Below are 25,497 nucleotides of genomic sequence, written 5' to 3' on the forward strand. Positions count from 1 at the left end.
AACCTATATTCAACATTGAAAAAGCCGGTGATTCGCAAGGCGCGCCGTTGCTGACGACAACAGGGAAAATCTCGACAGAATGACCGATGCACCCGCGACGGAAAACGGCGTAAATACCGAATATGGCGCAGATTCCATTAAGGTTCTGAAAGGCCTTGATGCCGTGCGCAAGCGCCCCGGCATGTATATCGGCGATACCGACGACGGCTCCGGCCTTCACCATATGGTCTACGAAGTCGTCGATAACGCGATCGACGAAGCGCTCGCCGGTCATGCCGATATCGTTACCGTTTCGCTTAATCCTGATGGTTCGGTGACTGTGACGGATAATGGCCGCGGCATTCCGACGGATATCCATAGCGGCGAAGGCGTATCGGCTGCCGAAGTCATCATGACCCAGCTGCATGCCGGCGGTAAGTTCGACCAGAATTCCTACAAGGTTTCGGGTGGTCTGCATGGCGTCGGCGTTTCGGTCGTCAACGCGCTCTCGGTGTGGCTGAAGCTGAAGATTCGCCGCCACGGCAAGATCCATGAGATGAGCTTCACCCACGGCGTTGCCGATGCGCCGCTGAAGGTGACCGGCGAAGCCGGTAACGAGACCGGCACGGAAGTTAGCTTCATGCCGAGCTCCGGAACCTTCACCATGACGGAGTTCGATTATGGCACGCTTGAGCACCGCCTGCGTGAACTGGCCTTCCTCAATTCCGGCGTCCGCATCCTGCTGACGGACAAGCGTCATTCCGACATCAAGCAGGAAGAGATGATGTATGACGGCGGCCTCGAGGCCTTCGTCTCCTATCTCGATCGCGCCAAGAAGCCGCTCGTCGAAAAGCCGGTCGCGATCCGCGGCGAGAAGGACGGCATTACCGTCGAAGTCGCCATGTGGTGGAACGACAGCTACCACGAGAACGTGCTCTGCTTTACCAATAACATTCCCCAGCGCGATGGCGGCACGCATATGGCCGGTTTCCGCGCCGCATTGACACGCCAGATCACCTCCTATGCCGATACCTCTGGCATCACCAAGAAGGAAAAGGTGACACTGACCGGTGATGACTGCCGCGAAGGCCTGACCGCCGTCCTGTCGGTAAAGGTGCCGGATCCAAAATTCTCGTCGCAGACCAAGGATAAGCTCGTTTCCTCGGAAGTGCGTCCGGTTGTCGAAAGCCTGGTCAACGAGGCGCTCAGCACCTGGCTCGAAGAACATCCCGGTGAAGCCAAGGTTCTCGTCGGCAAGGTCGTCGAAGCCGCTGCTGCCCGCGAAGCCGCCCGCAAGGCGCGCGAATTGACGCGCCGCAAGGGTGCGCTCGATATTGCTTCGCTTCCCGGGAAGCTTGCCGATTGCTCCGAGCGTGATCCGGCCAAGTCCGAAGTTTTCCTCGTCGAGGGCGACTCGGCAGGCGGCTCGGCCAAGCAGGGGCGCTCGCGCGAAAATCAGGCGATCCTGCCGTTGCGCGGCAAGATCCTGAATGTCGAACGCGCCCGTTTCGACAAGATGCTGTCGAGCCAGGAAATCGGCACGCTGATCACTGCACTCGGCACCGGCATCGGCAAGGACGAATTCAACGCCGAAAAGCTGCGTTATCACAAGATCATCATCATGACGGACGCTGACGTCGATGGCGCCCACATCCGCACGCTGCTGCTTACCTTCTTCTTCCGCCAGATGCCGGAACTGATCGAACGCGGCCATCTCTATATCGCCCAGCCACCGCTCTATAAGGTCTCGCGCGGCAAGTCGGTGCAGTACGTCAAGAATGAAAAGGCATTGGAAGACTATTTGATCGGCCAGGGTCTCGATGACGCGGCGCTGAAGCTCGCCAGCGGTGAGGTCCGCGTCGGGCAGGACCTGAACGAGGTCATTCACGATGCCCTGCGTCTGCGTGCACTGCTCGATAACCTGCATTCGCGTTACAATCGCGCGGTCGTCGAGCAGGCAGCCATTGCCGGCGCGCTCAATGCCGAACTGGTCAGCAATGCCGAACGCGCTCAGGAACTGGCGACAGAAGTGGCCAAGCGCCTCGATATTATCGCCGAGGAAACTGAACGTGGTTGGGAAGGCAGCCTCACCAGCGAGGGCGGCATTCGTCTGGAGCGCATGGTCCGCGGCGTCAAGGAGGTTATTGTGCTCGATATGGCACTGATCGGTTCCCAGGATGCCCGCCTCATCGACCAGCTCACGCCGCGCATGAAAGAAATCTATCAGATCCCGCCCGCACTGAGCCGGCGGGACGGCGATCAGGAAATTTCCGGCCCTCGCGCTTTGCTCGAGGCAATTTTTGCAAGTGGTCGCAAGGGCCTGACAATGCAGCGCTACAAGGGTCTTGGCGAAATGAATGCCGAGCAGCTTTGGGAAACGACGCTCGATCCGAACGTTCGCTCGCTGCTGCAGGTAAAGGTCAGCGATGCGACCGATGCCGACGGTCTCTTTGCTCGTTTGATGGGCGATGAGGTCGAGCCGCGCCGCGAATTCATCCAGGAAAATGCGCTGAGCGTCGCAAACCTCGATATCTGACCGAAACCGGTCACGAAAGAGCCCCGCAGCCATCAGGCTTGCGGGGCTTTTTATTTGTAATCAATCGTTGCCGATGAAATGACCGTTGAAGGCGACTTCCGAAAGCGGCTTGCGCTGGCTCGGAAATTCGCGCTCGCGGTTGCGCTCGGAAAGGGTGTTCTTGTCGGCGATGCGACCGACGGCAATGCCGGCTTCGACGCGATAGCCATCGGGAACACCAAGCTTTTCCTTGATCTCGTCATGCTTGATGCCGCCCATGCCATGGGCATAGAAGCCGGAAATACGGGCCTGCATGGCAAGATGGCCCCAGGCTGTGCCGGCATCAAAAGAGTGCGTATAGCTTGAGCGTCCCTCGCTGCGAGCGCCGTTGAAGCTGCGCGAGACCACAAAGATCAGCGCCGAAGCGTTCTTCGCCCATTCCTGGTTGGATTCGACGAGCAGGCTCACGAATTCTTCCCAATGCTCGGAGCCTTTCAATGCATAGAGGAACCGCCACGGCTGCATGTTTGCGGAGGACGGTGCCCAGTGTGCGGCATCGAGCAGTGTCAGCAGCTGAGCCTCTTCGATGATCTCGCCGGTAAAGGCGCGGGGCGACCAGCGGTCGAGAAACATCGGATCGATTGCATATTCGGATTCGCGGCTATTGGCTTTCGTCATACTGGCTTCCGGAAGTTGGCGATGGACGGCGATTCCATCGCAGAGATCACCTAAGTGATATTTCCGTGCTCGCTTGCTTGGCAAGCAGAGTTTGGTCGCAGCCGGTGCACAATCTGTTTCCAGAAACTGGCCTTACGCGCGCGAGGAACTCCCGGTAAAGCAGCGTCAAATCCGATCGATCAGGAAATACGGTATGCTGGTGAATGGGAAATGGACCGAAGGCTGGCAGCCGGTCCAGGCGAAGGACGAGAAGGGTGGTTTCGTCCGTCAGATATCGAGCTTCCGCAGCTGGGTGACGCCTGACGGCAGCGCGGGTCCGACGGGCGAGGGTGGTTTTGCCGCCGAGGCAGGGCGCTACCATCTCTATGTTGCCTATATCTGCCCCTGGGCTTCGCGCACGCTGATCGGCCGCAAGCTCAAGGGGCTTGAAGACGCCGTTTCGGTTTCGATCGTCGAACCGGCGCTCAGCAAGCAGGGCTGGCGTTTTGGCGATTATCCCGGCGCGACTGCGGATGAGTTGAACGGCGCCACCTATATGCATGAGATCTATACCAAGGCGGATCCCGATTTCACCGGGCGAGCGACGGTCCCAGTTCTCTGGGACAAGAAGCGCGCAACGATCGTCAACAACGAATCCTCCGATATCCTGCGCATGTTGAACAGCGGCTTTGGTGATCTCGCGGATGGCGACATTGATCTCTATCCGGCCGCTCGGCGCAGCGAGATAGATGCCTTCAACGAGCGCATTTATCCGTCACTGAACAACGGTGTCTATCGCACTGGCTTTGCGACGACGCAGATCGCGTATGAGGAGGCTTTTGCGGAGGTCTTCGCATGCCTCGACTGGATCGAACCGCAGCTTGAGGGACGCAGCTTCCTTTTTGCTGACCATCCGACGGAAGCCGATATTCGCCTGTTCGTCACGCTGGTGCGTTTTGATATCGCCTATCACGGCCTCTTCAAATGCAATCTGCGGCGCCTCTCCGATTATGCCAACCTCAGGGCTTTCTGCCGCCGGATGCTGGATTGGCCCGGCATCGCCGAGACCGTGAATTTCGATCACATCAAGCGGGGCTATTATTCGATCGAGAGCCTCAATCCCATCCGCATCGTTCCCGTCGGACCGCAACTCACCGAAATTTTCTAGCCGGGCGTACCGCTTCCGCGGAAAGGCATAATGACACCGATGAATAATTCGTTCATAGGTGGCGCACCCGCTTTCCATGAGGAGGATATTCATGAAGCTGATGCGCGTTGGAGAAGCGGGCCGCGAAAAGCCGGCCCTGCTCGATGCCGATGGCAAGATCCGCGATCTTTCTGCCCATGTCGCCGATATCGGCGGCGAAGCGATCACGCCCGCTGGCCTTGCGAAGATTGCAGCCCTTGATCCGAAGAGCCTGCCGGAACTGGCCCCTGGCCGTATCGGAGCCTGCGTTGCCGGCACCGGAAAATTCATCTGCATCGGCCTGAATTACTCAGACCATGCGGCCGAAACGGGCGCGACCGTGCCCCCCGAACCCGTCATTTTCATGAAGGCAACGTCGGCGATCGTCGGCCCGAACGACAATGTCCAGATTCCGCGCGGTTCCGAAAAGACCGACTGGGAAGTCGAGCTTGGTGTCGTTATCGGCAAGACCGCCAAATATGTGAGCGAAGCCGAGGCCCTGGATTATGTTGCCGGCTACTGCGTCTCCAATGACGTCTCCGAGCGCGCCTTCCAGACCGAGCGTTCCGGCCAATGGACCAAGGGCAAGTCTTGTGACACCTTCGGGCCGATCGGCCCCTGGCTCGTCACCAAGGATGAGGTCGAGGATCCGCAGAACCTCGGCATGTGGCTCAAGGTCAACGGGCAGACGATGCAAGACGGCTCCACCAAGACCATGGTCTATGGCGTCGCCTTCGTGGTCTCCTATCTCAGCCAGTTCATGTCCCTGCAGCCTGGTGACGTCATTTCTACCGGCACGCCTCCCGGTGTCGGCATGGGCATGAAGCCGCCGCGTTTCCTGAAGGACGGCGATGTCGTCGAACTCGGTATCGAAGGTCTCGGCACTCAGAAGCAGCTCTTCGTAGCAGATCGTTAACTATTTTTCCGGCTGAAAAGCTTAAACTTTGTGCACCAAGATAATGCCGGGGATCAATTTTCCGGCATTTTTCTTTCGGATTGTAATGTTATGTTGCTGTGCAACAAAAACCTGTTAGCCTACGTTGATGTGCCAGCGTTAACGGAAAGAACCCGGTGCCCTTCAATTGGCGCCGTCTTTGCCGGATAGAGAAAGGTGGCGCCCTTCATGTTCTACCAGCTTTATGAATTGAACCATGCAGCGTTGGCACCGTTCCGCGCTGCAGCCGATATCATGCGTTTTGCCTATTCCAATCCGCTGAACCCCTTTTCACAGACTCCGATGGGCCGCACTATTTCGGCCAGTCTCGAAATGTTCGAGCGAACGACCCGCCGTTACGGCAAGCCGGAATTCGGGCTCAACGAAACTTTGATCGACGGCAAGAAGGTTGCGGTGCGCGAGGAAATCGTCTGGGCGCGCTCCTTCTGTAACCTTCTGCATTTTTCCCGCGATGTGCCGGCCGGCAATAACGGCGATCCGCGCATTCTCATTGTCGCGCCGATGTCCGGCCACTATGCGACCCTGCTGCGGGGCACCGTCGAGGCATTGCTGCCGAGCGCCGATATCTACATCACCGATTGGATCGATGCCCGCATGGTGCCGATGACGGAAGGCACCTTCGATCTTTCGGATTACATAGACTACGTTATCGAGATGCTGCATTTCCTCGGTCATGACACCCATGTCATCGCCGTCTGTCAGCCCTCGGTGCCGGTGCTGGCGGCGGCGGCCATCATGGAAGAAGCCAAGGATCCGCTCTCGCCGTCGTCCATGACGCTGATGGGTGGGCCGATCGACACTCGCATCAATCCGACGGCCGTCAACAAGCTTGCCAAGGAGCGCCCGCTCGAATGGTTTGCCGATAACGTTGTCATGAACGTGCCCTGGCCGCAACCGGGCTTCATGCGCCCCGTCTATCCCGGTTTTCTGCAGCTTTCAGGCTTCATGTCGATGAACCTCGATCGGCATCTGATTGCCCACAAGGAATTCTTCATGCATCTCGTGAAGAACGACGGCGAGCCAGAAAAGCACCGTGATTTCTACGACGAATATCTCGCCGTCATGGACCTGACTGCGGAGTTCTATCTGCAGACTGTCGAACAGGTCTTCATGAAGCACGCGCTGCCGAGGGGCGAACTGATGCATCGCGGTAAACGCGTCGACCCTTCAGCGATCCGCAACGTCGCTTTGTTGACGGTCGAGGGCGAGAATGACGATATCTCGGGTGTCGGCCAGACGCAGGCTGCGCAGACCATCTGCATGAACATTCCCCAGGAGATGCGCATGCATTACCTGCAGCCGGATGTCGGCCACTACGGCGTCTTCAACGGTTCCCGCTTCCGCCGCGAGATTGCGCCCCGTATCGTCTCCTTCACGCGCCAGCATTCCCGTGCGACGAAACCACCGGTCCAGCGGGTCATCAAGGGCGGCAAATCGGTGTGAGTTAGAAAACGCTGATTTAATGTCATCGATTCAAAGCCTTGTCCGATTTAACCTGAAATCGTCTTGAAGGCCGGTTCAGCGGTAACCATCTGGTTTTCCAGCACTCGGCATCGTGTCGGGTGTTGAACGCAAGGATACCGCACGATGAACCAGTCAGCATTGCTTCGCCCGGATTGGACTCCGGCTACCGTTGCCTTGATGATCCTTGGCTTCATGGTTTTCTGGCCTCTGGGGCTGGCCATGCTTGCCTACATCATCTTCGGCGAGCGCCTGCGCGGCTTCAAGCGTGACGTGAACCAGGCGACCGATGGCTTCTTTGCAGGCTGCCGTCGTTCGCATGGCCGTCACCGCCCGCATTTCTCGACGGGCAACGTCGCCTTCGACGATTGGCGCAAGGCCGAGCTCGATCGTATCGAGGAGGAGCGCCGCAAGCTCGATGAAATGCGTGAGGAATTCGATTCCTACCTGCGCGAGCTCCGCCGCGCCAAGGATCAGGAAGAATTCGACCGCTTCATGCGCGAGCGCAAGAACGGCAGACGCGACGACAATGGTCCAGTCGCAGAGTACCAGACGCCGTAAAGTGTGATCACAGAAAATCTACGGCCGGCATCGCTTCCGATGCCGGTTTTTCTTTGCGCGGATTTCCGCCGAATCGTATAGAAAATCCCTATGTTTCCGCTTCCGAAGATCCGCCGCCCGACAAGAAAACCGGCGCCGCCCGAAACGCGGACGCTCGATGTCGCCGGCCGCCTCATGCCCTTGACGATCAAGCAGCATGATCGGGCAACCCGGATCACGCTTCGCATTGAGCCAGGCGGCCGGGCACTGAAGATGACGGTGCCGAAGGGGCTTGCTGCCCGCGAAGTCAACGCTTTCCTCGATCGGCATCAGGGCTGGCTGCTGACCAAGCTCGCGAAATTCTCGACAGATACGGGTCTGCGCGACGGTGGCGAAATTCTCTTTCGCGGTATCAGACATCGCATCGAGCACACCGGCAGCTTGCGCGGCCTGACTGAGGCCGTCATGCTGGACGGCAAACCGGTGCTTCGCGTCAGCGGCATGTCGGAACATATCGGCCGGCGCATCGCGACCTTCCTCAAGAAGGAAGCCCGCGCCGATCTTGAGAGACTGTCGCGCCTGCATGCCGGCTCCATCAAGGCGCCGATCCGCTCGATTTCCATGAAGGATACCCGCAGCCGCTGGGGTTCCTGTTCTTCGGAAGGAAATCTGAGCTTCTCCTGGCGCATTGTCATGGCGCCACCTTCGGTGATCGATTACCTCGCCGCCCATGAGGTTGCGCATCTGAAGGAAATGAACCACGGTCCACACTTCTGGGCGCTCTGCAAGAGGCTTTGCCCGCACATGGAAGAGGCGAAGTCCTGGCTGAAGCGTCACGGCAGCCAATTGCACGCGATCGACTTCGATTAAGCGCCGCGTTAAATGCGGCCAGCATTGCAAATTGGCTCGACTCTTCGCCCGTTTCGTGTCACTTCGCTGCCATGAGACCGGATATCAAAATCTGCGGTTTGAAGACGCCTGAGACTGTCGAGCGCGCATTGAAGCGCGGAGCGACACACATCGGCTTCAATTTTTTCCAGAAGAGCCCGCGTTACGTTGAGCCCGATATTGCCGGCAAGCTCGCTGAGCCGGCGCGTGGCAAGGCGAAGATCGTTGCTGTCGTGGTTGATCCAACCAATGACGATCTCGATGAAATCGTAGCCCTTTTGCGCCCCGACATGCTGCAGCTCCACGGTAGCGAGAGCCCCGAGCGCGTGCTGACCATCAAGGCGGTGTATGGCATCCCGATCATCAAGGCGTTGTCGGTCCGTACTGCCGATGACTTGAAAAGGGTTGAGGCCTATATCGGCATTGCCGACCGCTTCCTTTTCGACGCCAAGCCGCCCAAAGACTCTGAACTACCGGGTGGTAATGGCGTTTCCTTTGATTGGGGTCTGCTCACCTGGCTTGACGGCAGCGTCGACTACATGCTGTCAGGCGGGCTCAACAAGGCCAATGTCGGGCAGGCGCTGGCGATGACCAGGGCTCCGGGTGTCGATACCGCTTCCGGTGTCGAGAGCGCTCCGGGTGTGAAAAGCCTGGACATGATCGATGAGTTTTTCGATGCGGTTGAACAGGCGTGTATGCCTGAAACGACCTCAGGGAGTTGAAAGTGAACGAGACGCCTAAACCGAATTCCTTCCGCGCCGGTCCCGACGAAGACGGCCGCTTCGGCATTTACGGGGGCCGCTTTGTGGCCGAAACCCTGATGCCTCTGATCCTCGATCTGCAGGAAGAGTGGAACAAGGCGAAGGATGATCCGGAATTCCAGGCGGAATTGAAGCATCTCGGCGCCCACTATATCGGCCGTCCGAGCCCGCTCTATTATGCCGAGCGCCTGACGGAGCATCTCGGTGGCGCCAAGATCTATTTCAAGCGTGAAGAGCTGAACCATACCGGTTCGCACAAGATCAACAACTGCATCGGCCAGATCCTGCTTGCCAAACGCATGGGCAAGACGCGCATCATTGCCGAGACCGGCGCCGGCCAGCACGGCGTGGCCTCCGCGACCGTCGCCGCCCGCTTCGGCCTGCCCTGCGTCGTCTACATGGGGGCGACCGACGTCGAGCGCCAGGCCCCGAATGTGTTCCGCATGAAGCTGCTCGGTGCCGAGGTAAAGCCTGTTACGGCTGGCAGCGGCACGTTGAAGGATGCGATGAATGAGGCGCTGCGTGACTGGGTCACCAACGTTGACAACACTTACTACCTGATCGGCACCGCCGCCGGCCCGCACCCCTATCCGGAAATGGTGCGCGATTTCCAGGCCGTCATCGGCACGGAAGCCAGAGAGCAGATCCTTGAGGCCGAAGGCCGCCTGCCTGATCTCGTCATCGCTGCCGTTGGCGGTGGTTCGAATGCGATCGGCATCTTCCATCCCTTCCTTGATGATAAGGACGTCAAGATCGTCGGCGTCGAAGCCGGCGGCAAAGGGCTGCAGGGTGATGAACATTGCGCCTCGATCACCGCCGGCTCGCCCGGCGTGCTGCATGGCAACCGTACCTATCTGCTGCAGGACGGTGACGGGCAGATCAAGGAAGGCCATTCGATCTCGGCTGGTCTCGATTATCCCGGTATTGGCCCGGAACATTCGTGGCTGAACGATATCGGTCGTGCCGAATATGTGCCGATCATGGATCATGAGGCGCTCGATGCCTTCCAGACGCTGACGCGCCTCGAAGGCATCATTCCGGCGCTTGAGCCTTCGCATGCGCTTGCCGAAGTTATCAAGCGTGCGCCCAAGATGGGCAAGGACGAGATCATCCTGATGAACCTCTCCGGCCGTGGCGACAAGGACATCTTCACCGTCGGCAAGATCCTGGGAATGGGTGAGTAAAGAGATATGACCGCACGTATGGATAAACGCTTCGCCGATCTGAAGGCGGAAGGCCGCCCGGCGCTCGTAACCTATTTCATGGGCGGCGATCCCGACTACGAGACCTCGCTCGGCATCATGAAGGCGCTGCCGGAAGCCGGTTCAGATATCATTGAACTCGGCATGCCGTTCTCTGATCCGATGGCCGATGGTCCGGCGATCCAGCTGGCCGGCCAGCGCGCCCTGAAGGGCGGTCAGACGCTGAAGAAGACGCTGCAGCTCGCTGCCGACTTCCGCAAGAGCAATGACACGACGCCGATCGTCATGATGGGTTACTACAACCCGATCTATATCTACGGCGTCGAGAAGTTCCTCGACGATGCGCTGGCATCCGGCATCGATGGCCTGATCGTCGTCGACCTGCCGCCGGAAATGGACGATGAGCTCTGCATCCCGGCGCTGAGGAAGGGCATCAATTTCATTCGTCTGGCAACGCCGACGACGGACGAGAAGCGCCTGCCGACCGTTCTGAATAATACGTCTGGCTTCGTTTATTACGTCTCGATGACCGGCATCACCGGTTCGGCGCTGCCGGATCCGTCGCTGGTTGCGGGTGCGGTCAAGCGCATCAAGGAGCATACCGACTTGCCCGTTTGCGTCGGCTTCGGCGTCAAGACGGCAGAGCACGCAAAGGTCATCGGCGCCTCGGCTGACGGCGTGGTCGTCGGTACCGCGATCGTCAATCAGGTGGCCAATACGCTGACGGCGGATGGAAAGGCGACAGCGGATACGGTTCAGGCCGTTGCGACGCTGGTTCGGGGTCTTTCCACAGGAACGCGTTCGGCGCGCCTTGTTGCTGCCGAATAGTTTCCCCACATTGGCACTAGTCAATAGGAGTATTCGAGTTGAACTGGATCACCAACTACGTTCGCCCGCGGATCAATTCCATGCTGGGACGTCGCGAAGTGCCGGAGAACCTCTGGATCAAGTGCCCGGAAACGGGCGAGATGGTCTTCCACAAGGACCTGGAAAGCAACAAGTGGGTTATTCCTGCCTCCGGCTATCATATGAAGATGCCGGCCAAGGCGCGCCTTGCCGACCTGTTCGACAAGGGCGAATACGAAGCCCTGCCGCAGCCGAAGGTCGCCCAGGACCCGCTGAAGTTCCGCGATTCCAAGAAATATAGCGACCGTCTGCGCGACAGCCGCCTCAAGACGGAGCAGGAAGACACGATCCTTGCCGGTCTCGGCAACGTGCAGGGCCTGAAGCTGGTCGCGGTCGTTCATGAATTCAACTTCATCGGCGGCTCGCTCGGCATGGCTGCCGGCGAAGCGATCGTCAAAGCCTTCGAACGCGCGATCGCCGAAAAGTGCCCGCTCGTCATGTTCCCGGCTTCCGGCGGTGCGCGCATGCAGGAAGGCATCCTGTCGTTGATGCAGCTTCCGCGCACGACGGTTGCCGTCGATATGCTCAAGGAAGCGGGCCAGCCCTATATCGTGGTTCTGACCAACCCGACCACCGGCGGCGTGACCGCGTCCTACGCCATGCTCGGCGACATTCATCTGGCCGAACCGGGTGCCGAAATCGGCTTTGCCGGCAAGCGCGTCATCGAACAGACGCTGCGTGAAAAGCTCCCCGAGGGCTTCCAGACATCGGAATATCTGCTGGAGCACGGCGTGGTCGACATGGTCGTCAAACGTCACGATATCCCCGAGACGCTGGCGCGCCTCTTGAAGATCCTGACCAAGAAGCCGGTTTCGGCTGCAAATGATGCCAATGGGGTGATTGCTCTGGCGGCGAGCGCCTGAGCAGCAGACCTCACAAGATAGGGCGGGCCGATGACGGACAGAGGCCAGATCTCGGTGAGTGAGGCGGCGCAGGAGATCGAAAAGCTCATGGGATTGCATCCTAAGGGCTACGATCTGTCATTGGACCGCATCAAGCGTCTTCTGGAAGCACTCGGCAATCCCGAGCGCAATCTTCCTCCCGTCATTCATATCGCCGGCACCAATGGCAAGGGTTCGACATCGGCCTTTTGCCGCGCACTTCTGGAGGCAGGCGGCTATGCCGTTCATGTCCATACGTCCCCACATCTCGTAAACTGGCATGAGCGCTACCGTCTGGGCGTTGCCGGTGGGCGTGGGCAACTGGTTGACGATGCCGTCTTTGCCGAAGACTTGCGGCGGGTGGCGAAGGCCAATGATGGTGAGAATATCACCGTCTTTGAAATACTGACGGCCGTCACTTTCATTCTTTTTTCCGAACATCCGGCTGATGCCGCGATCATTGAAGTCGGCCTTGGCGGTCGTTTCGATGCGACAAATGTCATCGAAGATCCTGCCGTTTCAGTCATCATGCCGATTTCGCTGGATCATCAGCCGCATCTCGGTGATCGCGTGGAACTGATCGCGGCGGAAAAGGCCGGAATCATGAAGCGCGGCCATTCCGTCGTCATCGGGCATCAGGAATATGACGCGGCGCTTGACGTGCTGATGTCGACCGCCGAGCGGCTGAACTGCCCGAGCGCCGTCTTCGGTCAGGATTTCATGGCACATGAAGAATATGGCCGACTGATCTATCAGGATGAATTCGGCCTCGCCGACCTGCCATTGCCGCGCCTTCCCGGCCGGCATCAATATGCGAACGCCGCAGCCGCCATCCGCGCCGTCAAGGCTGCGGGCTTTATCGTCACCGAGCCGATGATGGAAAAGGCGATGGAGACGGTGGAATGGCCCGGCCGCTTGCAGAGGCTGACGAAAGGCAAGCTGTTGAGCCATGCACCGGCGAAATCGGAAATCTGGGTCGATGGCGGCCACAATCCGGGGGCTGGTGAAGTGATCGCCGAAGCCATGGCGAATTTCGAAGAGCGTCAACCGCGCCCGCTGTTCCTGATCTCGGGCATGATCAACACCAAGGATCCGGTCGGTTATTTCAAGGCTTTTGCCGGATTGGTGGAAAAGGTCTATTGCGTGCCGATCCGTGGCAGCGAAGCTACGATCGATCCGGTCATTCTCGCCAATACTGCCTGCGATGCCGGCCTTGTAGCAGAACCGATGTCATCCGTCACCGACGCTCTGGACGCTATCGCCTCGGCCGTTGACCCGGCAGCGCCACCGCCGCGTATTCTGATCGGCGGCTCGCTCTATCTCGTCGGCGATGTGCTGGCGGAAAACGGCACGCCGCCCAGATGAAAAAGCCCGACAGATGCCGGGCCTTTCTCATCGAATTCATCGATATCGTTAGGATGCGCTGGAAATCCAGTTGGAAAGCGCCGTCTTCGGCTTTGCACCGACAGAGATGTCGGCAACTTCGCCGCCCTTGAAGATCGCAAGCGTCGGGATCGAGCGAACGCCGAACTGGGCAGCCAGTTCCGGGTTTTCATCGATGTTGAGCTTGGCAACCTTGACCTTGCCGGCCAGTTCCATGGCGATTTCTTCGAGGCTCGGAGCAATCATTTTGCATGGACCGCACCACTCGGCCCAGAAATCGACGACGACGGGTTCTGCCGATTCCAGAACTTCTGACTGGAAGTTGTTGATATCGACCTTAACGGTAGCCATAGGCTGCTCCTTTACCGGAATTTGCTGTTGGACAAGATGTGAGGGTGCGGTGCCGGAATTTCAATGTCCGATATTTCACTTTGTGTTGAGTCCTGCAAGTGCAGAAGCCAAAGCCTGCTCACTGAGCATATGGATGGTAGCATTTTCCGTATATACCAGGATGCAATCGATCCGCTTGGCAGGATAGAGCGGCTTCAGAATTTCCCGGTAGATCGCAAGCTGAGCCTTGTGCGCGAAGGGGATGGCCTCGTCGCTCACCGGCGGCACACGATTTGTCTTGTAGTCCATGATAACGACGCTTTCGGGCAGGACAGCAAGCCGGTCGATACGGCCGGAAACCGCATAGTCCCGTCCCTCCAGCGTCAACGTTCCCATGATCGAAATCTCGGCCTGCGCATGGACGTTGAAGACGGCTCGTAGCCTTTGATCTTCCAAAAGTTTCATAACCGAATCGACCAGAGCTCTCCGTTCGACTGTCGGCCAGAATCGCGCCGCGCGTTCGGCATAACGTTTTGCCGCCTCAGTCCGCTCCTCCTCTGGAATATCCGGAAGTGCCTGCAGCATCCGGTGAATGAGGCGGCCCTTTTCCAGGGAACGATCGCTGCTTTCAGGGTCGCTGAAGAGCGGTGAGGTCACCAGCAGATTATCGGCCTCCTCATCAATGATCGTGCCAGCGCCGGAAGGACTGAGGGGCCGCGGCAATTGTTTCTGCGGCGGAAGAGGGCGGAAAAGGTCCGGCGGGACCGTTTCGCCGCTTGCCTGTTCCGGGCTGCGATCCATCCGCTCGAAGCTGCGTTCGACCTGTTGCACACGCCAGCGGACGCCCTCCCATTCCCCATCAGGGCCTGAAAAGCTCGCTTTCTGGACATGCGGATGCTCTTCGCTGAGCGCGGTGGAGATCATCAGATGCCAGGTATCGTTGTTCAGGCGCACGCCGCGATAACCGCAGACGATCAGCCGGTCGGCGGCGCGCGTCATCGCGACATAGAGCAGGCGCCGGTATTCCTCCTCGGCAAGCAGCTGAATGCGGGCCGCATCGCTCGATGTCAGCGAATTGCCGAGATCGCTGACCGGAATCCAGACCGGTATCGGCGGCTCGCCCGGTTCGGCGTCGATCAGCCGCAGTTTTGGCAGATGCGTGTGAGTAAAGGCCTTGGAACCTCCGTCCACCAGAAAGACGATCGGCGCTTCAAGACCCTTGGAGGCATGCACCGTCATGATGCGCACCTCGTTTCGACCCTTGTCCTGCTCGCGTTTCACTTCCGGCGCCTCGAGTTCCAGCGTCGAGATGAAGGATTGCAGGCCCGGAAGCGTTGACGTCTCATGATCGAGCGCAAAGGTGAGGAATTCGTCCAGGATATCGCTGACCTCGGTGCCGAGCCGAGCCAAAAACTGACGCCGGCCGCCATGGCTGCCGAGAACCCGGGCATAGAAATCATGGACTGAGAGGTTTCGGGACTGGGCGAGAAAGAGTTCCAGCCTTGCGACGGCCGCGCCAAGCCGCTCATTGCCGTCGGCCGCATATTTGCGAAGGTGGTCCCAGACACTTTCATTGTCGTTGCGCAGCGCAGCGATCGCGAAAATATCCTCTTCCGAGAGATTGAAGAGCGGGCTCTTCAAGACGGCAGCAAGCGAGAGATCGTCTTCCGGCAAGAGAAGAAAACGCCCAAGTGCCATCAGATCCTGCACGGCGATATGGCTGGTCAGCACAAGCCTGTCCGCGCCGGCAACGGGAATGTCGCCGCGCCGTTTAAGTTCGCGCGTCAGCGCATTGACGAAGGCGTCGCGTTTGCGGACGAGAACGAGGACATCACCGGCCTCGATGAAGCGTTCCTTGCCCTTTTCGATAATCGTTTCGCGGCCGACGAGAGTACCGATCGTATGGGCGATGCGCCGCGCCAGGATGGCAGCCGGGGCGCTTTCTGGTGTCGCGTCGAAGGGAGCGGTCCAGTCTTCATCCTTCACGATGACATCAGGCACGACCATTTCCCAGAGATCGACGGCGCCGGGATGGCCGATACGGCTGGACCGATGAACGACCGGCTCCATGCCGAGACCTCGCGCATTGTCCGGCGGGGTGAAGATATGGTCGACAGCGAGCAGGACGTCAGACGTGGAGCGGAAAGAGAGCGGCAAACGAACCGTCGAGAAGTCAAGGCCGCTATTCTGCACCCGGCGCTGCGTCCGCTCCTTCTCCTCGGAAAACCGCTCCGGCCGTGCGCCCTGGAAGGAGTAGATCGACTGCTTTTCGTCGCCCACCGCAAACAGCGTGCGAACCGCGGGCCGCGAACTTTCGCCGGAGAAGAAATCCTCTGCCAGCGACTGGATGACGCTCCATTGAATGGGGCTGGTATCCTGCGCTTCGTCGACGAGGATATGGTCGATACCCTGGTCGAGCTTGTAATGGATCCACGGGCCGACGCCGCTCTTGGTGAGCAGATCGGCAGTGCGGGTGATCAGATCTTCGAAGTCGAGATGGCTGCGCTGCTTTTTCAGTTCCTCGTAATCCCCGTTCAGGCGATCTGCGAGCACGAGAGCGGCATGCGTTGCCGTATGCATCCGCATTATCTTTAGCCGGTTCCGACAATTGACGACATGAGCGCGTGCCGTGGCGATCGCATCGGCAAGCTGTGGCGCCTCGGCAAGCATGGCCTTTACGAAGAATTGCCCGTCCGTCTTCGGCTCACCCTTCGACGTCAGAAAAACCTTCTCCAGAATCTGCATCCGTATCGCGATGTCGGATTCGCGCGCTGCACTGCGCAGGCCTTCGGCGACGTCCTGCGCCTTCGCTCCGCCCTTGCCAGCTGCGAGCGCCAGGTAGAGCTCAAGCACCGTACCCGAGAGCCCCGGAAGCGGCCAGTATCGTTCGGCCAGTCCCTCTTCCGTATCATCGGGTGAGAGCCCGAGCTTCTTTCGCAGCAACATGTCGGCGCCGCCGTGCTGTTCGGCTGCGGTCATGAAGCTGCGTATGGCGTTGCGGTTGGCAACGATCTCGCCGAGCAAATTTTCAAGCCCGAATTCATCGCCGAGATTGAGCACATAGGCGAAGGCCTCAGCGAGGGGCGGGTCATTCTCCGGCGCCGTTGCCGTCAGCAGCGAGCGGCGCGCATCGGCCAGCAGCGTTGCGGCTGCCCGGTCGTCGAGAACCGAGAAGTGCCCGGCGACGTTTGCTTCCAGCGGAAACTGGTGCAGAAGCGCTTCGCAAAAGGCGTGGATCGTCTGGATCTTCAGCCCGCCTGGCGTTTCCAGCGCTTTGGCGAACAGGCGCCGAGCTTCTGCAAGTTTCAGAGAATCCGGCTCACGACCTTCGATCTGGGTGATGCGCTTGGAGAGTTCTTCATCGGGAAAAATCGCCCACTCCGCCAGCCGCTCGAAGACACGGTTCGACATTTCGGAAGCGGCGGCCTTCGTATAGGTGAGGCAGAGGATCGCAGACGGACGTGCGCCGGCAAGCAGCAGCCGGATGACCCGCTGCGTCAGGACGTGTGTCTTGCCGGAGCCGGCATTGGCCGATACCCAGGCCGAGCGGGTGGGATCGGAGGCAATCGCCTGCTGGATCGTCGTCCAGCCGATCCAGGTGCCGGGATCGTCACCCTCGGGAAGCGCGGTCGGATCAATCATCGCCGCCTCCATCCGGATCGGCGGTCGCCCATTCCGCACCGCGGGCGAGATGGTCGTAATCGCCACCGAAGTCGAATTGCTGGGCGGGGATCAGCCGGGAGGTAAAGCCCTTTTCGCCCGACTGCAGCAGGGTGACGAATTTCACGAGTTGATCGATCGATTCCTCGGCAAGCTGCATTGCCGATTTTGCCTTGTCGCTGTTGGCCTCCTCATTATTGACCTTGTCCACCAGGAAGCGGCTGCCCGGCCGCAAGCGGACATAGAGCAGGTCATTCGGTACGAGGCTGCCGGCATCACGGAAGGCGCCGGCCTGAAGGGCCGCGGCCTCAAGCGCGAGCTGCGGGTCGAGCAAGGCGCGGGCCTGTGTCGGAGAGGGGTTGTAGCCAGTCTTGTAGTCGATGATGTCGGCGCTGTTTGGCCCCTTGATATCGATACGGTCGGCAACGCCGGTGAGCCGGATATCGATCCCATCGAGTTCGATGCCGCCCCTGACTTCCGTCAGCCTCTTCTGCACATCAGGCTGCCGCCCAGCCTCCCAGTTCAGGAAAGCGCGCGCGACTTCGCGGAAGCGCGGCCGCCAGACGGCGTCGATATGCGGCGGCAACTGCTCCATGTCGAAGAGTTCGGTCAGGACGATTTCCATCGCCGCTGCCGCCTCCGGCGTTCCTGCTATATGGCCTTCGCGAACAAAACGATCGATGATCTTGTGGTAGAGCGTACCGCGTTCTGCCGCGCCCGGATCGCGATTGAACGGGTCGACGGGATCGAGCCGCAGCACGCGTCGCGCATAAATCGCATAAGGGTCGCGGCGCAGCCGACCGACTTCGCTGAAGGAATAGGATTTGGGCTGCAGTTCCCGTGGCGGCTTTGGAGAGGGCCTCTGCGCTGGCGCCTGATTGTCACCGATGTCTATCTGGTTTGCCCAGTGAACGAAGCGCGCGCCCCGCTTGCGCAATTGCTCTTCGAAGTCCTCGCCACCGAGAGCCATCAGCCGTTGCAGCCACCGGGAGGCGACCGTTGGCGTCGAACCTTGGCGCAAGGCGCGTGAATAGATCAGATGGCGTGTGCCATTCGCCATCTCGAAGTCATGTGCCAGCTGGCCGATGCGCCGTTCCGGCGGCTCCAGCCCGATTTCCGTCTTCATCATGCGGGAGATGAAGGGGTTGTTGGCGGTCTGGCCGGGCCACGATCCTTCATTGAGACTGCCGAGGATCAGCGTATCGACATTCTGCAGGCGGGCTTCCAGCGTGCCGAAGATGAAGAGGCGAGGGTGACTGAGCGCACCGGGCTTGACGGCATGTCCGGCCGACAACGCCTGCATGATATCGATCCATTGCGGCCCCTCCGCCTCCATCTGGCCGTCAGTATCGATCACCTCACCAAGCAGGCTTGCAAGGGCATCGCCAGCCTCTCCGGACCAGAGGCCGGCCAGATTACCGTGTTCATCGGCAGCGACGCCTTCCAGAGCGCGGCCCGTTCGTTCGGCCCATTGCGAAAGCATAATGCCTTTCGAATGGCCGTCGTTACCGGGATGCCGCGCCAGTACCGATACGAGCGGCTCGACGGCGCATCCCACCTGCCGGGCAAGCTGTCGGGCCATATCGATAGCCCCTGGCGGCAACGATTTGCGCCAAACCGGCGCATGCCTGTCGAGCGCCTGTTCAGCAAGCTGGTGGTCGAGCAACGGCTCGAGTGATCCTATATCCACCTCCGCCACACCGCCGCGCAGCGCCAGAAGTTCCAGCGCTTCCACCGAGCTTGTCAGAAAGTCGCGCTCCAGCCTGAAGCGGGCAAGCGGGTGTTTCAGCAGCGAGACGATGGCAACGGGATCGCCGGGACGTAAACTCGCCTCCAGCAGCAATTGCAGCAGCGTTCCCTGTGGCGTTGCCGAAAGCGGCGTGCCGGCCGAATCGTCGGCGAGAATGCCGAACCGGGAAAGCTCCGCCATGACCCGGCGGGCAAGATTGCGGTCCGGCGTGATCAGCGCCGCCCGGCTTTCATCGTCGCTGCCCGGCCGCTCGAGCGCAAGCCGCAGGGCAACGGCGATCGCGGTTGCCTCCTCACGTTCATTTGCGGCTTCGATCATCGAAACATCCGCGAATGCGTCGGCGACTGCGCCTTCGGTCAGGCCTTTTTTCCATTCGCCCCATCCGCTTGTCGCTTCGGATGGCGTCAGCGCGCACGAGAGCATTTCGGCACGGAGGCGCAGGTCGGCCTCCGGTTCCTCGATCGGATGCACATCCCCGCGAGCGAGCTTCAGGCGCTTCAAGAGTACGGCAAGACCATATTGCGGATGCGTGCGGCTTGCCGGATTGGCCCGCTGGCCCGGTAGGAGATCGGGCGCGACCAGACGCCAATGTTCCTCCGGCATGGAAAGATCGAGACCAGGGAGTACGATAACGCCTTCAGGCAGGCAAGCCACGGCGCCGATGAGGTCGGCGGTGGCAGGAAGCGAACCCGTCGAACCGGCGATGATGATCGGCCCGGCAGGCTTCATCGTCGAGAGCCTGGCGGCCTCGGCGCGCAGAATGGCATTGCGATGGCGGGCCGGTGAGGAACGGCCGAGCTCGACAAGTCGATCCGGCCAGAAAGCGCTGGCGATCTGCAGGAATTCGGCCGTCAATTGCCACCAGGCTGCATGGTCGCCGGTATCGAGCTTTGCGAGCTCAGACCATGCGAGGTCTTCGGTCTCGATCGAATCGATCAGTTCCGCCAGATTGCGGGCAAGCCAGATGGCGTCCGCCGGGCTGGCGGGCGCGACGAGGGGCGATTCCGAATGGATGTGCCGGACGATCTCGGGCAGCTTGTTGCGCCAGGCAAGGATCAGCCGCGCCAGCTCCAGAAGCCGTGCCGTATTGGAAAGCGGCTGCTCAAGGTCGATCGTTGCGGGCAGCGCCTCGTCAAAATAGCCGCTGTCGTCATCTGTCTCTCCCAGCGGGCGAATGACCGGCAGGATTGCCGAACGGCCGCCGAGTAGATCGACGAATTCCGAACGCAGCACGCGTACGGCACGCCGCGTCGGCAAATAGATCGTCACCTTGGCAAGAGACAGCGGATCGCCAGGATCATGCCGGAAGAGTGGCGTCAGGCGTCCATCGCAGAGCGATGCCGCCAGCGTTTTCAGGAAGGGAACGCCAGACGGGATCGTGAGAATGCGTGGCTGGTGCCGCTCCGCCATTCGTCACGCAAACGTCCGGAACCGCCGGATCGTTTCCTCTGCTTCGCCGATCGCATCAGGCGTGCCAACGGTCAGCCAATGGCCGTTCATCAGCATGCCGAAAAGCCTGCCTCGGGCAATCGCCTTATCGAAATAGATATTGAGGTTGAAGGCGTCTTCAGGCGCATCGTCGAGCAGCGCAGGGCTCATGACGATCGCGCCGGCATAGACGACTGGGTTGGAGGGATCGTCGCGATAGCGCGTCAGCCGTCCGTCGGCGGCAAGGCTGAAATCGTTCTTGCCGTTATGACCCGTCGTGTCTTCGATACGCACGCAGAGAAGCGCCATATCCATGTGCTTCGCATCGAAGAATCCGGCTAAGCGCTGTAGATTGCTCGGTTGCCCCGCGGGTTCACCGATCCAGAAAAGGTCGGCATTCATCACGAAGACCAGCTCCCGATCGAGCAGCTTGAGACCTTTTGCCAAACCGCCGCCGGAATTCATCAGCGCATCGCGCTCATCGGAAATGAGGATATCGAGCCCGCGATAATGTCTCAGATGGTCTTCCATCTGATCGGCGAAATGATGAACATTGACGGCAGCGCGTTCAACGCCGGCACCAACAAGTGAATCCAGCGCATAGTCGATCATCGGCTTTCCACCGATTTTCACCAGAGGTTTCGGAATCGTGTCGGTGATCGGGCGCATGCGGGTTCCGAGTCCCGCGGCCAGCACCATGGCTTGTCTGACGGTCATGCTGATCCGGTCTTATGATTCGACTTGGACTATTCCAGTCCTTGTGCACCATTCGCGCAAGGGGGCAAGCGCGTCGTGTTCCAGCGCCACCTTCAGATAGGACAGCGTGCGCGGCATATGTTGCAGATAGCCGGGTTTACCGTCTCGCTGCAAGAGCCGTACCCAGAGTCCGGCGAGTTTGCAGTTGCGTTGCGCTGACATGATTGCCCATGCCTTCATGAATCCGGCTTCGTCGAAACCGCGCTCAGTACGCCGCAATAACAGATAATCGTCCATCAGATGCCTGAAGAGATCGGGCTCTATGGTGACACGGGCGTCTTGAACGATGGAAGCAAGATCATAGGCAGTCGGCCCGATCATCGCATCCTGGAAGTCGATGATGCCGATCTTGCGGATGCCGCTTTCGTGTCCGCGCCAGATGATATTCGGCGAATGGAAATCGCGCAGCAGGAGATTGGTTTCAGCCGGTTGCAGTTCGTCGATCAAATGATCCCAGATCGCGAGATATTCCTCGCGCTCTGCGTCGGTGGGCGGGGTGCCGCGCTTCCAGCCGATATGCCAGTCGAGCACGAGCCGCACTTCCATCGTCATCGCCGTGCGATCGAAGTCTGGAATGTGATGGATATGCGTGGACGAAACCGGGATATCCTGCGGAATCTGCATGGAATGAAGATAGGCAAGACAGGCGACGCTTTGCCGGTAACGCTCGGCGATCGGTCGCCCGCTGGCATCGAGCACGCCTTCAGTGCCGAGATCCTCGATCAGCAGTATGCCCTGGTCGTAATCGACCTTGTAGATCTCCGGCGTCGCAAAGCCCCGCTGCCGCAACGCATCAGCGATTGCTACGAACGGATAGGCGTTTTCCGCAAGGTGTGCGACCTTAGGGTAAGGCTTGCCGTCCAGTACCGGCGGACCGTCGGGTAACGGCGGCCAGTCCATCAGGATCTTGCGATCGCCCTTCCCGGGATAGATCGATTCATAGGCGCGGAGTGACGCGTCGCCAATCAGGAACCTCCGCTTGGCATTACCATAGCCGGCAGCGGCGAGGAAGTTGCGTATCGCCAGCACGCGACGGATACGTGCCGCAGTCTTCTCCGGTGCCGTGATCGTCACCCGCCGGCCGGCGGCCTCGTGTTCAAGCCGCAGCGAAATGCGTGTTTCAGGCAACTCGCCTTCTGCCATCTCGGGCCATTCGACGATACAGATGCCGTTATCGAGCGCCTCGTCGAAGCCGAGCTCAGTCAACTCGGAGGGATCGCCGAGCCTGTAGAGGTCGAAATGCGAGATCGGAATGCGCAGCTCGTAGGATTGAACCAGCGTGAAGGTGGGGCTTGGAACTTCCAGCCCGTCGTCATCCGCCATCGTGCGCAGGAATGCGCGTGCGAGTGAGGATTTTCCGGCGCCGAGATCGCCTGATAGTGCCAGGCAATCACCCGCTTTCAGCGCCAGCGCCAGATCGTTGCCGAGGCGGATGGTTGCTGCCTCGTCTTCCAGAAAAAGCGAGATTTCGTCGCGCTGCGTCATTCGGCGGCGACGGAATGCGGCATGTTGATGGAAGGGATGCGGCAGGTCACCGTCGTCCCCTTGCCCGGTTCGCTGTCGATGCCGACCTCACCGTTGTGCAGGCTGACGAAGCTGTCGACGATCGAAAGGCCAAGCCCCGCTCCGCCGCGCTTTCCGCTCTTGGCGCCGGTCGCGAAGCGATCGAACACCGTAGCAACCATCTCGGGAGAAATGCCGGGGCCGCGATCCCTGACAGAGAAGACGAAATCCGTGCCTTCCCGGCGGCATTCGAGCGAAATGGATGCACCTTCCGGCGAGAAGTTGGCGGCATTGGCGAGAAGCTTCAGCAGGATCTGCTTCAGCCGCTGCGGATCGGCAACGATCGAGCCGAGAAAGGCCGGAGCGGTGATTTCAAGCGAAACACCACTTTCCTGCAGCCGGTCGGCGATCTGCATGGAGACGTCGTCCAGAAGATCGGCAAGATCGATTTCCGCATAGTTGAGCCGCATGATGCCGGCATCGACGGTCGCGAGATCGAGGATGTCGTTGACGAGCGTCAGCAGCACCGAGGACGAAGTGGCGATATGGTCGATATATTCCGCCTGCCGTTCATTCAGTGGGCCGACGCCCGGCGTGCGCAACAGATCGGTGAACCCGATGATATTCGTCAGCGGCGAGCGCAGCTCGTAGGAGACGTGCTGCACGAAGTCATTCTTCAGCTCGTCTGCCTTGCGCAGCGCCTCGTTCTTTTCCGTCAGTGCCCGTTCGGCGCGAACGCTGTCGGTCATGTTGACGAAGGTCAGCATGGTCTGCGCGTTCGGCAGCGGGATGACGGCGAAGTCGAGAACGAGGCCGGACAGCAGTTCGAGCGTTCCCTGGCTGGAGCGGCGCTCATCATCGAAGCTGGTGATCAGCTCGGCAAAGGTCTTCCAGCCGTCGGGTTGGTCATAGGACGGCGCGCAGGCCTCGCCGATCGCACGGATATGCGTGCCGGGCTTGGCTTCCGTCTCGGTAATGCCCCAAAGAGCCCGGAAGGCCGGGTTGGAGAGACGGATACGGCCGTCAGGCCCGAAGACCGCGACGCCTTCCGACAGATGATCGATCGTTTCGCCTTGTACCTTCACCAGCGTGTTGTAGCGCGTTTCGAGATCGACCTGCTCCGTCAGGTTCTCGAAGACCCAGGTCGCACCGCCCTGCGGATGCGCCGTGGCGAAGACGCGCAGCGTCTGCCCGTTCGGCAGGTGCCAGAGGTCGGATTGCGTATCGAGCGAGCGATAGACGGAAAGCGCTGTTTCCTTCCACGATTTCCAGTTCAACTGGTCGGGCAATTTCTTGGCGGCGCGCAGGCGCTCCAGAAGTTCGCTATTGTCGGGCTTGCTCTCGAGGAACGCGATATCGAGTTCCCAGAGTGCGACGAAGGCCTGATTGTAGAACTGCAGTCGGCGGTCGCCGTCGAAGATGGCAACGGGCGTCGCCAAATGGTCGAGCGTCTCGGCATGGCTTTTCAGCGTGCGTTCCAACTCGGCGCGAACTGCTTCGACATCGGAGACGTCGACGGCAATGCCGGCAGAGCCACTCGGGACCTTGACGTCAACCACATCGAAGAACGTGCGGTTGCCACGCACGACGGTCGAAATCGTGTCATGGAAAGGCGATTCCGGCATTGCCGTGGCGCGGATGCGCTCACGGGCAACGGTCGTCAGGATTTCGCGGCCTTCATTAACGGCCTGTTGGGGTGATTGCGCTTCGACGGCATCGCCATAGGCATGGTTGACCCAGGTCAGGCGGCCGGCGGTATCGCGCTGCCAGGCCGGCATGTCGATCGCGTCGAGCATGGTCTGGAAGGCGGAAATCGACGTCATCAACCGATCGCGCTCGATCTTCAGTTCGGCGAGTTCAGCGCGCAGATTGTTGAGCGCCACGAAACGAACGAAGGCGCGGCCACCGGAAACCCGGCCCTGGGCCTCAAGCACCTCGTCCCGGATTGTTTCGACCACCATGTCGAAGCTTTCGGCCTGCTCACGCAGCCGCCCGATCGCCCGTTCCAGTTCGGAAGCCGAGCGTGCCTTCAGCCAGAGACCAAAGGCAAGGAATTCATTGTCCTGCGGCGCGCCGGTTTCCGGTGGAAGCTGACCGAGGAGTTCAGGCCGAGCGACGCCGTCCCAGATGACGATACGCCGGTTCTTGTCGGCAATAAGCGCCTGATATTGGGAAATGCGCTGCTGCGCATCCGACAGCGCCGAGCGAATCTCGCGGCTCTCATTTTCGAGATTGCCACGCTGGCGCACCAGCCAGAGCGTCGAAAGCAGGGCAGCCGAAATCACGCCAATGACGACGGAAAGGCCGACAACCTGCGAGGAGGTGAAAAGATGCGCCGACCCGCCGATGACGGGCTCTGCTTGCGCCAGAACCGGCCAAGCCGGGACGAAGATCGCGGTGCTCACAGCGCACAGCTTTGCAATACGTGCCACAGACCAGTTTTTTTGCCCTGCAGTCACGGGGACTGCGGCAAACCCATATTTTTGGCCTGCCGGAAGCGGGCGATCAGCAGCATAAGCGCTATCCTCCGCCTGACCGAGCAGGCTGTGTTTCATTTCCGACATCGGCGGTATGTCTCCGTCCTTTAATGTGCCGCATCACGACAAGACATCCCATTTTCGTGGAAAACGAAGAGCTCCGAGCCACGAATCAAGTCTTAAAATAATACTTCGGAAGGGAATCGTCGGAAAGAGAGCGCCTAAAAAATAAGCCCCGGCATTTGTCAATGCCAGGGCCACCACATCTTGTGGATATCT

18 protein-coding genes are annotated in these 25,497 nt (G+C 59.9%); 11 read left to right on the forward strand and 7 right to left on the reverse strand.

Features of this window, described 5'->3' with window-relative positions:
• The first annotated feature begins 79 nt into the window (after window positions 1–79).
• Window positions 80–2,515: a DNA topoisomerase (ATP-hydrolyzing) subunit B gene (gyrB, locus tag FHT82_RS20935; RefSeq protein ID WP_183734596.1), complete on the forward strand. Its 2,436-nt coding sequence runs from the start codon at window positions 80–82 to the stop codon at window positions 2,513–2,515.
• Window positions 2,516–2,575: 60 nt separating this feature from the next.
• Here the strand turns inward: gyrB and FHT82_RS20940 are convergent, their stop codons facing one another.
• Window positions 2,576–3,172, reverse strand: coding sequence for a nitroreductase family protein (locus FHT82_RS20940; RefSeq protein WP_183734597.1), 597 nt, complete (start codon window positions 3,170–3,172; stop codon window positions 2,576–2,578).
• Between the two features lie 193 nt (window positions 3,173–3,365).
• Between FHT82_RS20940 and FHT82_RS20945 the strand changes: the two genes are divergently transcribed.
• From FHT82_RS20945 to FHT82_RS20990, 10 genes are all read left to right on the forward strand, one after another.
• Window positions 3,366–4,319 (forward strand): glutathione S-transferase family protein, encoded by a 954-nt coding sequence (locus FHT82_RS20945; protein WP_183734598.1) that lies wholly within the window; start codon window positions 3,366–3,368, stop codon window positions 4,317–4,319.
• A 91-nt stretch (window positions 4,320–4,410) separates the two neighbouring features.
• Window positions 4,411–5,253, forward strand: a complete 843-nt coding sequence (locus FHT82_RS20950) for a fumarylacetoacetate hydrolase family protein (protein WP_183734599.1) — start codon at window positions 4,411–4,413, stop codon at window positions 5,251–5,253.
• Window positions 5,254–5,460: 207 nt separating this feature from the next.
• Window positions 5,461–6,735 carry a polyhydroxyalkanoate depolymerase gene (phaZ, locus tag FHT82_RS20955; RefSeq protein ID WP_183734658.1) on the forward strand — a complete coding sequence of 425 codons (1,275 nt, stop codon included), beginning with the start codon at window positions 5,461–5,463 and terminating at the stop codon, window positions 6,733–6,735.
• A gap of 144 nt (window positions 6,736–6,879) precedes the next feature.
• A complete protein-coding gene (locus FHT82_RS20960; protein WP_183734600.1) occupies window positions 6,880–7,314 on the forward strand; it encodes a DUF2852 domain-containing protein in 435 nt (144 codons plus the stop codon).
• Window positions 7,315–7,404: 90 nt separating this feature from the next.
• On the forward strand, window positions 7,405–8,163 hold the full coding sequence (locus FHT82_RS20965; RefSeq protein ID WP_183734601.1) for a M48 family metallopeptidase: 759 nt from the start codon (window positions 7,405–7,407) through the stop codon (window positions 8,161–8,163).
• Window positions 8,164–8,234: 71 nt separating this feature from the next.
• Window positions 8,235–8,903, forward strand: coding sequence for a phosphoribosylanthranilate isomerase (locus tag FHT82_RS20970; protein WP_183734659.1), 669 nt, complete (start codon window positions 8,235–8,237; stop codon window positions 8,901–8,903).
• A gap of 2 nt (window positions 8,904–8,905) precedes the next feature.
• Window positions 8,906–10,126: a tryptophan synthase subunit beta gene (trpB, locus tag FHT82_RS20975; RefSeq protein ID WP_183734602.1), complete on the forward strand. Its 1,221-nt coding sequence runs from the start codon at window positions 8,906–8,908 to the stop codon at window positions 10,124–10,126.
• A gap of 6 nt (window positions 10,127–10,132) precedes the next feature.
• Entirely contained in the window at window positions 10,133–10,972 is an 840-nt protein-coding gene (trpA, locus tag FHT82_RS20980) for a tryptophan synthase subunit alpha (RefSeq protein WP_183734603.1), read from the forward strand.
• A gap of 38 nt (window positions 10,973–11,010) precedes the next feature.
• On the forward strand, window positions 11,011–11,913 hold the full coding sequence (gene accD, locus FHT82_RS20985; protein WP_183734604.1) for an acetyl-CoA carboxylase, carboxyltransferase subunit beta: 903 nt from the start codon (window positions 11,011–11,013) through the stop codon (window positions 11,911–11,913).
• A 30-nt stretch (window positions 11,914–11,943) separates the two neighbouring features.
• A complete protein-coding gene (locus tag FHT82_RS20990; protein ID WP_183734605.1) occupies window positions 11,944–13,296 on the forward strand; it encodes a folylpolyglutamate synthase/dihydrofolate synthase family protein in 1,353 nt (450 codons plus the stop codon).
• Between the two features lie 48 nt (window positions 13,297–13,344).
• Here FHT82_RS20990 and trxA read toward each other — a convergent pair whose 3' ends face one another.
• The 6 genes from trxA to FHT82_RS21020 form a co-directional block, all read right to left on the reverse strand.
• Window positions 13,345–13,665, reverse strand: a complete 321-nt coding sequence (gene trxA / locus FHT82_RS20995; RefSeq protein WP_183734606.1) for a thioredoxin — start codon at window positions 13,663–13,665, stop codon at window positions 13,345–13,347.
• Between the two features lie 75 nt (window positions 13,666–13,740).
• Window positions 13,741–17,286 (reverse strand): double-strand break repair helicase AddA, encoded by a 3,546-nt coding sequence (gene addA / locus FHT82_RS21000; protein ID WP_183734607.1) that lies wholly within the window; start codon window positions 17,284–17,286, stop codon window positions 13,741–13,743.
• Window positions 17,279–20,464, reverse strand: coding sequence for a double-strand break repair protein AddB (gene addB / locus FHT82_RS21005; protein WP_183734608.1), 3,186 nt, complete (start codon window positions 20,462–20,464; stop codon window positions 17,279–17,281). Before addB ends, addA begins: the two co-directional genes overlap by 8 nt.
• Window positions 20,465–20,467: 3 nt before the next feature.
• Window positions 20,468–21,199: a nucleotidyltransferase family protein gene (locus FHT82_RS21010; RefSeq protein ID WP_183734609.1), complete on the reverse strand. Its 732-nt coding sequence runs from the start codon at window positions 21,197–21,199 to the stop codon at window positions 20,468–20,470.
• Window positions 21,200–21,211: 12 nt separating this feature from the next.
• Window positions 21,212–22,723 carry a tRNA (adenosine(37)-N6)-threonylcarbamoyltransferase complex ATPase subunit type 1 TsaE gene (gene tsaE / locus FHT82_RS21015; RefSeq protein WP_183734610.1) on the reverse strand — a complete coding sequence of 504 codons (1,512 nt, stop codon included), beginning with the start codon at window positions 22,721–22,723 and terminating at the stop codon, window positions 21,212–21,214.
• A complete protein-coding gene (locus tag FHT82_RS21020) occupies window positions 22,720–25,305 on the reverse strand; it encodes a PAS domain-containing sensor histidine kinase (protein ID WP_183734611.1) in 2,586 nt (861 codons plus the stop codon). Before FHT82_RS21020 ends, tsaE begins: the two co-directional genes overlap by 4 nt.
• Between the last annotated feature and the right edge of the window lie 192 nt (window positions 25,306–25,497).

Source organism: Rhizobium sp. BK275 (genome assembly GCF_014193555.1).
Taxonomy (GTDB): Bacteria; Pseudomonadota; Alphaproteobacteria; order Rhizobiales; family Rhizobiaceae; genus Rhizobium.